Raw genomic sequence first — 14,612 nt, 5'->3', positions numbered from 1 at the left:
CTGTATAATTACTTAGGTGTTCTATTTTTATATTATTAATAAATATAAAAAATAGACACTATATTAAACCAATTTTATTGTATTCCAAAAAATATTTCTGTTGTCAAAAGCGTACTCTTTGAGTTATATTCTTACAATGATACCAAATTATATTGAGTATTAGGAACAGATAGATGTGTAGCTATCCTGAAAGGTTTCACAATAGATAATTTAAAAGTATGACTCTATCAATCAATTTGTTTAACTGACAAATTAACAAAAACCAAAGCTTCTATCTAATTTTATATTTAATTATTAATTTTACTGGAAAGTGCCTTGATATAACTTGAATTAGTATAAGTAAATATCAACTAAGTACAGGACTATTCTACAAAATTCTCAGAAATATTAAATAAGCTTTTCCCTAATGGGGTGGATAAACAAAACTTTCAACCTATGTAAGTTCCTCTCCATGTTTAATCTAAGTTGGCACCATAGCGGCTGGTATGACATTAAGAATAAAAATGAGTTCATCTAGTTGCTCTTTTCCAAAACTTTGATGTCATGATATTCAGTCTTGATTAACTTTTCAATAAACTTTTAAACAAGTAAACCAGAATTTTTTAACTATCATTATCTCTTATACGAGTTTGAGGGAATTGAATGCCTAAGCAAATTATTATTACAGAACAACATCATATTGCTGCTGTATTTTGGGAAGATCAAATACAAGAATTGGTAGTTGCCACTGGCAATCAGCAAGTAAGCGATATTTTTTTAGGAGTGGTTGAGAATGTCATTCCAGGTATTGATGCTGCATTTGTTAACATCGGAGATGCAGAACGTAATGGTTTTATACATGTAACTGATTTAGGGCCTTTACGTTTAAAGCGGAGTGCCGGTAGAATCATAGATTTGCTAACACCACAGCAGAAAGTTTTAGTTCAGGTCATGAAAGAGCCTACTGGGAATAAAGGGCCCAGACTCACCGGAAATGTAAGCCTTCCCGGTCGATTTTTAGTTCTTATGCCTAATGGAAAAGGTGTCAACCTATCTCGACGTATTGGCAATGATAATGAACGTAGTCGTTTGCGTGCTTTAGCTATTTTAATTAAACCTGCTGGTATGGGTTTACTAGTTCGAACTGAAGCAGAGGATCAGGCTGAAGAAGCAATTATGGAAGATTTAGAATTTTTACAGAAACAATGGGAAACTGTTCAAATTCAAGCTACTGCCACTCGTGCTCCCTCATTACTTAATCGTGACGATGATTTTATCCAGAGAGTATTAAGAGACATCTATAGTGCTGATGTTAATAGAATTGTAGTAGATAGTACTTCAGGGGTCAAAAGAGTTAAGCATCATTTAATGAATTGGAGCGGAGGAAGGCCACCTGAAGGAGTCTTGATTGATCATCATCAAGAGTCGATGCCAATTTTAGATTATTTTCGCGTTAATGCTGCAATTAGAGAGGCATTAAAGCCAAGAGTAGATTTGCCTTCTGGTGGTTATATTATTATCGAACCGACTGAAGCACTCACAGTTGTTGATGTTAACTCAGGTTCTTTTACTCGTTCAGCAACTTCTAGAGAAACAGTTCTATGGACTAATAGTGAAGCTGCCACTGAGATTGCTCGTCAATTACGTTTACGTAATATTGGAGGAGTAATTATTGTAGATTTTATTGATATGGACTCACGTCGTGATCAGTTAAAGTTACTTGAACATTTTAATAAAGCATTAAAGGAAGACAAAGCAAGACCGCAAATTGCTCAATTGTCTGAGTTGGGGTTAGTTGAACTAACACGTAAACGACAAGGTAAAAATGTTTATGAATTATTTGGACAACCTTGTTCTAATTGTGGAGGTCTAGGACATCTAGCATTTTTGCCAGGAGAATCACAACTTGTTCCACTTGAATTAGCTTCAAGTTCTATTCCTCAAGCTTTTTCTAATAAATCTTCTGAATCATCTAGTGAACAAACTTGGGAATCGTCCTTTGAAGAGGATAATAGTAGTGAACTAGAACTTTTATTCCATCCTAGTTATCAAGAGCAAAATAATACTGCTACGAATAGTCGTCGTCGACGACGACGTCAATCTCCTAATTTAGTTATAAAAGAAGAAGCTCCCACAAAAATAGCTAATAATTTAAGTAATAAAGAGATAGAAGATGATAACGAACAAATAGTAGAGTCTCGAAGAGAACGCCTGCCACGTCATTTAGTAAGAGAAGAAAGCCCTATAGAAAAAGTTTCTGTAGAAATGACCTCTCTTGAACAAGATATTTATGCATTAATGGGAATTTCTCCATTAGTTCGTCTTGATCGTAAATTCAAAGATCCTAAATCTGTTCTAGTTACAGTAAAGTTACCTGAAGAACCTAAAGTAAAATCAAGTTTAAAATCACATAAAACTATTCTTAAATCTTTAGATAAAAGTACGAAACTATCAGAAACAGTTTTAGAAGATCAAATGACTATTGATTTATCAGAGGAAAGTAATTTCCTTATGATGGAATCATTTGCTGATGATATTGATACACTGCAAGCTGATGGGAATAAACCTTTAATTCGTCGACGCCGTCGTCGTTCATCTGCAAAAGATATAGAAAATCTTGATTATTAGAAGTTGAGTCTTTAAGATTTTGTTTTTATTTAAATATTTGAAAAATATTTATAACAATTAGAAACTATACTATTTTCAGATAACGTCTTTAACGTATTATGGATTTTTTAAAGCTTTTTAACTTAATTGTTAGATTTAATGGAAATAAATAAAAATATAACTTTTTAAAATTAGACTTTTATAAAAAAATAATGGCGAAGCTAAGATTAAAAAATTTAAGAAAAGAATATGAAATTAATAAAGGAAAAATCCTTATAGTCGTTAATGGAATAACAGATATAGAAGTAAGAGATGGGGAATTTTTAACATTATTGGGACCTTCTGGCTGCGGAAAGTCAACTCTTTTAAGACTAATTGCAGGACTAGAAACACCAACACAAGGAGAAATATTTATTGGAGAAAAAAATGTCACTAATATTTCAGCTGGTGACCGTAATATAGCGATGGTATTTCAAAGTTATGCACTCTATCCTCATATGACAGCGAGGGAAAATATTGCTACTGCTTTAAAAATTCGTAAGTTATCAGAAGAAGAGATTGAGAGACGTATTCAAAAGGCAGCTAAACAATTAAAGTTACAAGAGGGGAAAGATTGTTTAACAGAGAAACCAGGCAAGCTTTCAGGAGGACAAAGACAAAGAATTGCATTAGCTCGTGCACTAGTTAGAAACCCGGACATTTTTTTACTTGATGAGCCCTTGAGCAATTTGGATGCACTTCTAAGGGAACAAGTAAGAGCTGAGCTTAAGCAAATATTTATAGAACAAAACAAACCTGTTGTATATGTTACTCATGATCAGACCGAAGCTATGACATTATCAGACAAAGTTGCAGTGTTATTCGGTGGCGAAGTTCAACAATTAGCTTCTCCTAGAGAAATTTATCAGCGTCCAGCCAATCAATTTGTAGCAGGCTTTGTTGGAAGCCCTCAAATGAATTTACTGGAGTTATCTTGCGAAGGAAGTAATGCAGTCTTAGGCGACTTTTTAATTCCTTTGAGTTATCTTGATTCTCAATATATATGGGAAATAAACGGTAAGAATAAATGGCCCAAGCATGTTGTGCTAGGTATTCGCCCTGAAGATATTTATCAATCTAATTCATTAAATAAATGTCTTAAAATTAGTGGAAAGATTAAATTAGTCGAAGAATTGGGGAAAGAAAGTTTAATTAGTGTTCAAATTAAAGGATCAAAATTAACAATTAGAGCACTAATTAAAAATCAAGGACAATTAAATAGTGGTAATGATATTCTCTTAAACTTTTACGATCATAATATTCATTGGTTTTATTGGGATGGGATAAAACATCAATCCAATGAAAAATCTCTATTGCCTTATCATAGACGTTATCGACTTAATGAATAAGGTAATAGAGACTGATCCTCAAAACTTTTTTTATTTTTAAAATACTTAATAGATCATATTCTATAGTTCTTTTATTTAGGATTTACCCATATTAAAGTTTGTCCGTATTCGACAGGTTCACCATTCTTTACAAGAATTTCCATAATTTCTCCTGCTATTTCTACTTCAATTTCATTCATTAATTTCATCGCTTCGATGATGCAAACTGTTTGGGTTTTACTAACATGATCTCCAATCTCTACGAATGGAGGCTCTTCTGGAGCTGAAGCACAGTAAAATATACCAACCATAGGTGAAGTGATTGGGATCCAATGTTCGTACTTAGAAGGAGAACTTGAAGTCGTTTGAACAGAACTAGCTGGAGGTATAGAAGTATTCGTAGTAACAACCTCTATTGGTGCTGATGTAGTAGAAGTTGTCGTTTTTACTTCTCTACACACTTTTAATTCAAATGCTTCTGTTTTTAAAGTGACCTCAGAAATATCGGTTTGGGCTATTGACCCTAATAATTCACGAAGCTCGTTAAAATTGATTGACACAGACCTATCCATCCTATAACTATTCGTAAAAATACGTTTAAATAGGTATTAAAACTGGTTATCTAAGAATAGACAACCAGTTTTAATTTTAAGTTTCCCGTCCTAAATAAGAACCATCACGAGTGTCGACCTTAATCCTCTCCCCAATAGAGATAAATAAAGGGACCATTATTTGTGCTCCAGTTTCTACAATGGCAGGTTTTGTACCACCTGTAGCAGTATCTCCTTTTACGCCAGGATCAGTCTCTGTAATTTCCAAAATAACAGAAGTAGGTAATTGAACTTCTAATACTTTTCCATCCCAGAAAAGAATATCAACCTCCATTTCTTCTTTGACGTAACTTACAGTTGTTCCCATCTGTTGAAGACTTAACTGGACCTCTTCAAAAGTTTCCATATCCATAAAGACATATTGTCCTGAATCTTTATAGGTATGCTGCATAGTACGTTTTTCAAGATTAGCTTGACGAACACTTTCCCCTGCACGAAAAGTTTTCTCGACTACATTTCCTGTTTGAGCATTTTTTAACTTGGTTCGAACGAAGGCTGAGCCTTTACCAGGCTTGACATGTAGAAACTCAATGACGCGCCACACTGATCCATCTAGTTCAATAGTGACACCGCTCCGAAAATCATTACTAGAAATCATGAAAGGTTTTTAGAGCTTAGAAAGTTAAGGTTAATTTAAAGTGAAATGGGAAATAATTAATATCTAGCAATAAAATATTACATATACTCGCTTGTTATGATTTCCCATTACTATCATAGTTTATACCACCTTTCGTAATTTTAGTAAAAAATATTGTTATGTATAGTTATTGAATATGATAAGCCGTTTACATTCTGTAAAAATAAAAATATAGATAAAAAATTAATCAATCATATTCATATTTGGTTTTTTTAATTAACAGTACTAGAAACTCGATAAATTTTAAAACAGTTTACTTTAGCTTAACCTAATCAAAAGACGTGACACAGAAAATTGGTGGGAATTAGTCAGAGTATTGTTTTTTTAATTGTTTGAACTAATTCCAGTTAATCAATTAGGATAAATTTTATCAATCAATAACTAATTAGATTATTGTTTCGTATTGTGTCGTCTGCTACTTAAGAAAAATTAGATATTAATTATTAATAAAAATAAGTTTTGAAAATTATTATAGAGTGATATAATTTTCATCTCGATAACGTAGAGAGGAATGTTAATTGTCTAAGCCAATCAATATTGCTATATTAGGAGCAACAGGAGCTGTTGGTACTGAGATATTAAGGCTCTTGGAGAGTCGAAACTTTCCTTTAAATAATCTTAAGCTTTTAGCTTCTCATCGTTCCATAGGAAGTAAATTAATGTTTAGGGGAGAGATGTTAGAAGTAGAAGAAGTTAACAAAAGCTCTTTTGATAATATTGACTTAGTGCTAGCTTCTGCTGGAAGTTCCATTTCGAAAGCTTGGTTAGAAACCATTAGAAAGGCAGGAGCCTTGATGATAGACAACTCTAGTGCTTTTCGATTAAATCCTGACGTTCCTTTAGTAATACCAGAGATTAATCCTAGCTCTTTAATTGGCCATAATCAAGTTATTGCAAACCCTAATTGTACAACTATTCTTATGGCTATGACTATTTATCCATTGCATAAAATTAGACCTATCAGAAGAATAGTTGTATCTACCTACCAAGCTGTTAGCGGAGCTGGTACGAAAGCAATGGAAGAAATGAAGCAACAATTTAAAAATATTTTAAATAACAAAGAACCTGAAACAGATATCTTACCTTATCCATTAGCTTTTAATCTTTTTCTCCATAACTCTAATATGACCGACATAGGATATTGTGAAGAAGAGGTCAAAATGATTAACGAAACTCAAAAAATTTTCAACGAACCAAATTTAAGAATAACAGCAACTTGTGTCAGAGTACCGATATTAAGAGCTCATTCTGAGTCAATCAACTTGGAATTTGATGAGCCATTCTCAGTAGAGGAAGCAAGAGAAATTCTTCTTAAAACTCCAGGGGTTCAATTGCTTGAAGATTGGCAAAAAAATTATTTTCCTATGCCAATTAACGCTTCTCATGATGAGAATGTATTGGTAGGAAGAATTCGCCAGGATTTTTCTCATCCTTGTTGTTTAGAATTGTGGATTTGTGGTGATCAAATTCTTAAAGGAGCGGCTTTAAATGCAGTTCAAATAGCTGAATTATTAATTAGTAAAAATTATTAACTTGACAGGACTGACATTAAATGGTTAAGTAAAATATTCACTCAATACACTTTCAGAAGGAAATATAATTTATAACAAGACGAATGAGTGATCGAAGTTTTGGCAAAGTAATTACCGCTATGGTAACTCCATTTGATAAAGAAGGAAATATTAATTATTCTATTGCAGAACAATTGGCTACTCATCTAGTTAATAACGGCAGTGATAGCTTAGTTGTATGCGGCACCACTGGAGAGTCACCTACTTTAAGCTGGTCAGAAAAATCTAAGTTATTCCAGGTAGTTAAAAAAACTGTAGGGGACAAGGCAAAAGTTATTGCTGGTACAGGATCAAATTCTACAGTCAATGCTATTGAAATGACTAAAGAAATTTCTAAAATGGGATTAGATGGATCCTTACAAGTGGTTCCTTACTATAACAAACCCCCGCAAGAGGGATTGTATCAACACTTTAAAAAAATTGCTCAATCTGTTAGTGATCTTCCTATTATTTTATATAATGTACCTGGACGTACTGGCCGAAATTTACTACCAGAAACTATTGCTAAATTAGCAGAGATTGAAAATATTACTGGTATTAAAGAAGCTTCTAATAATTTAGAGCAAGTCTGTACAACTCGTTTGATGACTGACCTTTCTTTTTCAATTTATGCAGGAGACGATTGTTTAGCCTTACCCTTCCTTACGGTCGGAGGTGTTGGTGTTATTAGCGTTGCCAGTCACTTAGTTGGGTTAGAAATTCAAAAAATGATACAAGCATTTAACGAAAACGAAGAAAGCCGAGCAAGTGAAATAAACTTAAAACTTTTTCCGTTATTTAAAGTTTTATTTTGTACAACTAATCCAATTCCGATTAAAGCAGCATTAAATTTGCAAGGATGGTTTGTAGGAGGAGTTAGACTTCCTTTAGTAGAAATATCACAAACATTAAATGAAGAAATTAGACTAGTGCTAGAAGAGTTAATGTTAGTTGAAAATAAATAATTAGTAATAATGTTAATTTAGAATAGGCAAATGATTAATTATTAATAGACATTAAAAAAATAAATTAAATATTATTTAATTATAGTTTTTACTTAAATTTTAAATTTTTACAGTATTGATTTTATCAATATACGTTTTAGATAACCAAGGAGAAATAACCAAGGAGAAAATGAATCAAATTACTAAAGAATCAACATTAAAAATTATTCCTTTAGGAGGACTCCATGAAATTGGCAAGAATACATGCGTTTTAGAATATGGAGACGAAATAATCTTAATTGATGCAGGTATTGCCTTTCCAACTGATGAAATGCATGGGGTAAATATTGTTCTCCCCGACATGACTTATCTTAGAGAAAATCGTCATAAAATCAAAGGGATGATAGCTACTCATGGACATGAAGATCATATAGGTGGAATTGCATATCATTTGAAACAATTTGATATTCCTATTATTTATGGCCCAAAACTTGCTATTGCATTATTAAGAGATAAATTACATGAAGCCGGAGTTGCTGATCGTACTACTCTAAAAACAGTTGAGCCAAGAGAAATGACTAGAATTAGTTCATCTTTCTTAGTAGAATTTATTCGTAATACTCATTCAATAGCTGATAGTTTTACTTTAGCTATTCATACACCTTTAGGCGTTATTATTCATACTGGAGATTTTAAAGTTGACTATACACCTATTGACGGTGAATATTTTGATTTTCAAAAACTCGCTGAGCATGGAGAAAAAGGAGTACTTTGTTTATTAAGTGATTCTACTAACGCTGAACTTCCTGGAAGTACTGCCTCCGAAAGATCTGTTTATCCAAATTTAGACCGCATAATATCTCAAACCGAAGGACGCTTGATGGTAACTACTTTTGCCTCTTCAGTTCATCGAGTTAATATAATCCTACAACTTGCTCAAAAACATAAACGAAAAGTTGTTGTCATCGGACGCTCTATGTTAAATGTTATTGCTCATGCAAGAACATTAGGCTACATAACATGTTCAGAAGATTTATTTATCCCGCTTAAGGCAGCACGTAATATACCTGACAAACAAGTTCTTATTTTGACTACTGGATCGCAAGGTGAACCATTAGCTGCTTTAACACGTATTTCCCGAGGTGAGCATAATCATATAAAAGTGCGTCAAGGGGATACTATTGTTTTTTCAGCTAATCCCATACCAGGAAATACTATTTCTGTTGTTAATACTATTGATCGCTTAATGATGCAGGGAGCAAATGTTATTTATGGACGCCATCATGGTATTCATGTTTCTGGTCATGGTTCTCAAGAAGATCACAAATTAATGTTAGCCTTAACTCGTCCTAAGTTTTTTGTCCCAGTTCATGGAGAGCACCGAATGCTAGTAAAACATGCACAAACTGCTTATGAGATGGGTATTAGTTCAGAAAATATTATTATAGTAAAAAACGGAGACGTAATAGAATTATCTAATAATAGTATTAATGTTGCTGGTAAGGTACCTTCTGGTATTGAACTAGTTGATCAGTCAGGTGTCGTACATGAAAATGTACTACAAGATCGTCAGCAACTTGCTAAAGACGGAGTTATAATAGTTTCAGCATCTATTGGTGAAGATAGAGAGTTGATAGATTCTCCGCAAGTTGATCTTCGTGGCGTAGTAACTAAAGTAGAAAAAAATGTATTGCAACAACTTGTCGTACGAGCAATTGAAAATATTTTAAAGAATCGCTGGGAAGATTTTGTTGCAATTAATAATAAAAATAAAATTAATTGGTCTTATGTCAAAGAAGAAATAGAAAGCACCTTGCAAAGGCTTATAAAAAGAGAGTTACGCAGTGAACCATTGGTAATATTCGTTTTACAGATTTCAGATACTTCTGTTTCTACCACTTCTGATATTCCTGCCATTTCTGAGACAAAATCTAAAGCTAATCCAAAAGTTTATCGTCGACGCCGATCAACAGCTTCCGCAGCATCTTGATTTAAGATATATTTGACTTTTGAACTTTAATTGTAGCTAATGATTATCATGACTAATTTCCTAGAAATTCGCAGGTAATATTGTTTCAACTAAAATCATATCTAAAATATATAACCATGGATTGAGTAATCCATGGTTATATATTTTAGATATGATTTTAGAAAAGTAGTGGGGGCGGAGAGACTTGAACTCTCACGACCTTGCGGTCAACGGATTTTCATCCCTTATATAGCTTTCGCTATTATCTAATTAGACTTTAAGAATTGGACTCTCTCTTTACCCTTTATTTAATACAGGGTAGTTCCCGTCGAGTCTCTGCACCTTCCTAATCTTTTATAAGAATAAGCTTGGCTCAGGATTGCCTTATCTAAATCATAGATTAACAAAGACTTAGGATTCCCTGAATTTGAGAACTTACACTTGTTAAATCTCTTTAACAAGGCTCAATTATTTAAGTCCGTAGCGTCTACCATTCCGCCACGCCCCCATATGTCAGTCAAAACACTAATAATGTTTTGCACTTACGTACGAAATACTACTATAACATATAACTAATTTTTTTAGTAAGAATTTTATTCTTAGGGTAAAAGATTTGACCAATTAACTTATTTATATATTTAAACTATATCAGATACCAATAATATATTTATGCCACTCACGATTAAAATTTGCTTTAGTATGTTTAAATATCTCAAACTGTAAACTACTATATGGCTTCTTCGAAGAATTTATTATATTCATTTTTGCTTCTTTAGGAGTACGGTTACCTTTTTTTATATTACATTTAACACAAGCAGTAACAATATTTTCCCAAGTATCTCCACCCCCACGAGAACGAGGAATTACATGGTCTAGTGTCAATTTTTCTGTTTGAGCATTACAATACTGACATGTATAACAATCACGCTCTAATATATTACGGCGAGTTAGGGGGATTCTTTTATAGGGAACTCTAACATAGTGGCGTAAACGAATAACAGAAGGAAGGGGGAAGTGATAATAAATTAGTGTTTTGTTATTTTCAAGTTGTTCTGCCTTCCCTTTAATTAACAAAACTACTGCTCTTCGCCAACTAGTTATGTTAAGTGGCTCGTAAGATGCATTTAATACTAGAACTTTGTTACAGATCATGAAATAACTTTCAGCAAACTAAAGAAGATATTAACGTAACTAGACAATTTTGTTCTTACTTAAATTTTAGTTTTTCATGTTTCAAATTTTCCATATTGTGACCATGATAACAAATTTAATAATATTGCTTCATCAATACATATATAGACTTATTTGATCTCTAATCTATCCTTTGTAATAAAGTTTTATAAAATTTTACGTCCGATTATTATTTCTCTTACTTCCAACATGGCAGAATAAGTAGGAACTATATATAAAGTTTCTGTTTTTGTGGTTAGATTTAGAGCTATTTTTATAGCTTCGTTTAAATTTTCTTCAACAATTAAGTTAAATATACTGTTTGAGCTTATTAAATTTTGTTGACTATATTTTAAACGTAAGGCCATATCATAACTTCGATCACCACTTACTATTAGATTGCCACCTAATTTGACCAAGAGTTCTGTATCTACATCCCAAATCCAGGAAACATCTATACCGTCAGGTATTCTATCATTTAGGATTAATAAAGTTGTTGAGGAACATCCTTCTTTTTTAGAATTATTTACTATCTTTATAGTTTCATTCATGCCTACAGGATTTTTTGACAACAGAATACAAATTTTTTTATCGTTAACAGTTAATTCTTCTGCTCTGCCAAAAGCTGGTTTGAAAGTTTTTACAGTGCTAAAAATTTTAGGCATTTCAACACCAAGTTTTCTAGAAGCCAGTCCTGCAGCTAATGTATTGTATTTATTATGTATGCCAACTAATATTTGTGGCCAATCTTTGCTAATAAGATCTAGTTGACTTTTTTTAAAGCTACACCTTGAGCAGTAAAAATCTCCTAAGTGAGAAAGATAAAATCCCTCGTACTTTAAGATATGACCACAACTTGGGCAATATATTGAATCTGCTGCATGAGGAATCTCTTCCAAATATTGTTCAGACTCTGATAAACCGAAATAAAAGGTTTGTTGAGATAATTGCTGTCCTAAGTAAGATAGCGTTGGATCATCAGCATTTAAAATAATTGTTGTTTCATGCGGAAGAGGGCTAATTGCTTTTTGCCAAGCTAAGCTTATTGAATCTACTTCTCCATAGCGATCTAACTGGTCTCTAAATAGATTTAAACCGATAATTATTTTAGGTTTACACTCTTTCAGTAATAAAGCGATAATATTTTCGTCTACTTCTAAAATTGCGAAATCTGTAGTCAACTTTCCTATTATGTTAGTATCTTCTAATAATGCTGTTATTAAACCATTAACTAAGTTAGCCCCAGTTCGATTATGAGTAACTTTCCATCCCTGATTTTCTAAAATAGTTCTCAACAAAAGAGATGTTGTAGTCTTACCGTTTGTACCAATAACTATAACAATTCCTTCAGTAACTTGTTCACATAATTTTGATAAAATTTTTGGATAAAAATACCGAGAAATTGCTCCAGGGAGAACACTTGCAGCTCCTAACTTTAGAAATCTGACAATAGAAGTTGTTATTTTAGCAACTCCTATTGATAAAACTAATTGAATATTATCTAACATATACATTATTTAAGTAATGCTATTATGATAGTAGGTAAAATACCTAAAACGGAAATAAGATAAACAGTAAAAATTAACAAACTCATATTATTTTCATAATAAATGCTTAATATAAGCAAGTCCATAGTTCAGAGTTTGTAAATTACGTTAATATTGCATTAAAAAAATACATAAAAAGACTTACTAAAATAATAAGTCTTAACAAAGAATTAATCTACTTAATTATTTTTTAAGAAATTTGATTTTTATCTTAAACAACTAATTTCTTGGTAATATTGTAATTATAAGTGTGTAAATTAATATATCAGATATACCAATCTTAAATAATGATATAAATAATTAATATTTTCATACTTAGAAAATATTAATTACTAAGATGTTGGTTATGCAAAAGTATAAACAATTATTGCTCAATAACAATGCTTTAAAGAATAAACTAAAAGAATTTCCATTAGAGCCTGGAGTTTATCTAATGCTAGATAAACAAGAAGATATTCTTTATATTGGTAAGTCAAAACGCTTAAGGGTAAGGGTTCGCTCCTATTTCCAAGAAGGTCAATACCATACCCCTCGTATTAACTTAATGCTTCAACAAGTTAATAATATTGAATTCATTGTTACTGATAATGAAGCAGAAGCACTAGCTTTAGAAGCTAATTTAATTAAGCAATATCAACCATACTTTAATGTACTTTTAAAAGATGATAAAAAATATCCTTATGTTTGTATTACTTGGTCTGAAGAATATCCAAGAATATTTATTACTCGTAAAAGACGACTCGATAATAAAAAAGATCGCTATTACGGACCATATGTTGATACCCATAAATTACGAGAAACACTGCGTTTAGTTAGACGTGTTTTTCCTTTACGCCAAAGAAAGCGTCCTTTATTTAAGGATCGACCTTGTTTAAACTATGATATTGGTCGCTGTCCTGGAGTCTGCCAAAAACTAATTACTTCTAATCAATATCATAAGATTGTTGCTAAAATAGCAATGATATTTCAAGGCCGTACTGAAGAATTAGTACAAAGACTAGATACTCAAATGAAGCTATATTCTACACAGTTAAAATTTGAGCAGGCGGCACAAATAAGAGATAGAATCGAAGCTCTTCAGGAACTCAATATTAATCAAAAAGTGGTTTTACCAAATGATACAGTTTCACGTGATGTAATTGCCTTAGCATCTGACAATAGCTGTACTTGTATACAATTATTTCAAATTCGTGGGGGACGTTTAATAGGCCGCCTGGGCTTTTTTGCTGATAATATTTCTGGAACTTTAGGCAGCATATTACAAAGAGTTTTGGAAGAACATTATTGGCAAGTAGAACCGATAGAAATACCAAATGAAGTTGTAGTGCAATATGAGCTTCCTAAAGTAGATGTTTTTACGGACTGGTTAAAAAATAAGAAAGGTAAAAAAGTTACTGTTACTGTTCCTAAAAAGCAGCAAAAAATTGAAATTATTAATCTAGTTCAACGTAATGCAGCATATGAACTAGAAAAAACCCAAAAAGATATGGAGCAAAACTTATCATCTTTACAAGATTTGACTACGATATTAAATTTAAAAAATATTCCTTATAGGATAGAAGGCTACGATATTTCTCACATCCAAGGTTCTAATGCTGTTGCATCGCAAGTTGTATTTATTAATGGAATTCCAGCCCAACAATCTTATCGTCATTATAAAATCAAGAATACTGCCATTGGCATAGGTCATTCTGATGATTTTGCATGTTTGGCAGAAGTTATTGGTAGAAGATTTAACTCCTACCGTAATTTAAAAATAGAAGATTTATTAAAACTAGATGATTATCCAAACTTAGTATTAATCGATGGTGGTAAAGGCCAACTTTCTGCAGTGGTAAAAATTTTAAAAGAAATGAAACTTTTTCCTTTATTAGAGGTTATTAGTTTGGCTAAAAAAAACGAAGAAATATTTGTGCCTGGAAATTCTAACGCTTTAATTACCAATTCAGAACAACCGGGTTTAAAACTATTAAGAAAAGTCAGAGATGAAGCACACCGTTTTGCTATCAATTATCATCGTCAGCAACGTCTCAAGTATAGTCGTTCATCTCAACTAGACGATATACCTGGTTTAGGATTTCAAAGGCAAAAAGAGCTTCTTTCTTTTTTTCATTCAGTTGATTATATTAGGGAAGCTTCTGTTGAAAGTTTACGAAAAGCCCCAGGGATAGGATATTCTCTAGCAAGAGAAATATATGAATATTTTCATCCGGATAAGATATCCTAACCAA

The 14,612-nt window shown here is 32.2% G+C and carries 10 protein-coding genes; 6 read left to right on the top strand and 4 right to left on the bottom strand.

Going from position 1 to position 14,612, the window contains the following annotated elements; genetic code table 11:
- Positions 1-642 precede the first annotated feature (642 nt).
- Together rne and UCYN_RS00155 are read left to right on the top strand one after the other, a co-directional pair.
- Positions 643-2,607: a ribonuclease E gene (gene rne, locus UCYN_RS00160; RefSeq protein ID WP_012953459.1), complete on the top strand. Its 1,965-nt coding sequence runs from the start codon at positions 643-645 to the stop codon at positions 2,605-2,607.
- Positions 2,608-2,798: 191 nt separating this feature from the next.
- On the top strand, positions 2,799-3,974 hold the full coding sequence (locus tag UCYN_RS00155; protein ID WP_012953458.1) for an ABC transporter ATP-binding protein: 1,176 nt from the start codon (positions 2,799-2,801) through the stop codon (positions 3,972-3,974).
- A gap of 71 nt (positions 3,975-4,045) precedes the next feature.
- On the opposite strand, the gene accB is transcribed toward UCYN_RS00155, so the two are convergent.
- The gene (gene accB, locus UCYN_RS00150; protein WP_041487698.1) at positions 4,046-4,513 is read right to left on the bottom strand and encodes an acetyl-CoA carboxylase biotin carboxyl carrier protein; all 468 of its coding nucleotides are present in this window, start codon (positions 4,511-4,513) and stop codon (positions 4,046-4,048) included.
- 88 nt (positions 4,514-4,601) lie between these two features.
- On the bottom strand, positions 4,602-5,162 hold the full coding sequence (efp, locus tag UCYN_RS00145) for an elongation factor P (protein ID WP_012953456.1): 561 nt from the start codon (positions 5,160-5,162) through the stop codon (positions 4,602-4,604).
- Between the two features lie 557 nt (positions 5,163-5,719).
- Between efp and UCYN_RS00140 the strand changes: the two genes are divergently transcribed.
- The 3 genes from UCYN_RS00140 (at position 5,720) to UCYN_RS00130 (ending at position 9,685) form a co-directional block, all read left to right on the top strand.
- A complete protein-coding gene (locus UCYN_RS00140) occupies positions 5,720-6,733 on the top strand; it encodes an aspartate-semialdehyde dehydrogenase (protein ID WP_012953455.1) in 1,014 nt (337 codons plus the stop codon).
- Between the two features lie 83 nt (positions 6,734-6,816).
- Positions 6,817-7,716 carry a 4-hydroxy-tetrahydrodipicolinate synthase gene (dapA, locus tag UCYN_RS00135; RefSeq protein WP_012953454.1) on the top strand — a complete coding sequence of 300 codons (900 nt, stop codon included), beginning with the start codon at positions 6,817-6,819 and terminating at the stop codon, positions 7,714-7,716.
- Positions 7,717-7,885: 169 nt separating this feature from the next.
- Entirely contained in the window at positions 7,886-9,685 is a 1,800-nt protein-coding gene (locus UCYN_RS00130; protein WP_041487697.1) for a ribonuclease J, read from the top strand.
- A gap of 627 nt (positions 9,686-10,312) precedes the next feature.
- Here the strand turns inward: UCYN_RS00130 and UCYN_RS00125 are convergent.
- Positions 10,313-10,816: an HNH endonuclease gene (locus UCYN_RS00125; RefSeq protein ID WP_012953452.1), complete on the bottom strand. Its 504-nt coding sequence runs from the start codon at positions 10,814-10,816 to the stop codon at positions 10,313-10,315.
- Positions 10,817-11,001: 185 nt separating this feature from the next.
- Positions 11,002-12,348, bottom strand: coding sequence for a Mur ligase family protein (locus tag UCYN_RS00120; protein WP_041487696.1), 1,347 nt, complete (start codon positions 12,346-12,348; stop codon positions 11,002-11,004).
- Between the two features lie 379 nt (positions 12,349-12,727).
- Between UCYN_RS00120 and uvrC the strand changes: the two genes are divergently transcribed.
- Positions 12,728-14,608 carry an excinuclease ABC subunit UvrC gene (uvrC, locus tag UCYN_RS00115; protein ID WP_041487792.1) on the top strand — a complete coding sequence of 627 codons (1,881 nt, stop codon included), beginning with the start codon at positions 12,728-12,730 and terminating at the stop codon, positions 14,606-14,608.
- Positions 14,609-14,612: the final 4 nt, after the last annotated feature.

The organism is Candidatus Atelocyanobacterium thalassa isolate ALOHA (assembly GCF_000025125.1).
Lineage (GTDB): Bacteria > Cyanobacteriota > Cyanobacteriia > Cyanobacteriales > Microcystaceae > Atelocyanobacterium > Atelocyanobacterium thalassae.
The sequence above is the reverse complement of the archived record's forward strand: the minus strand, read 5'-3'. Positions and strand labels throughout refer to the sequence as shown.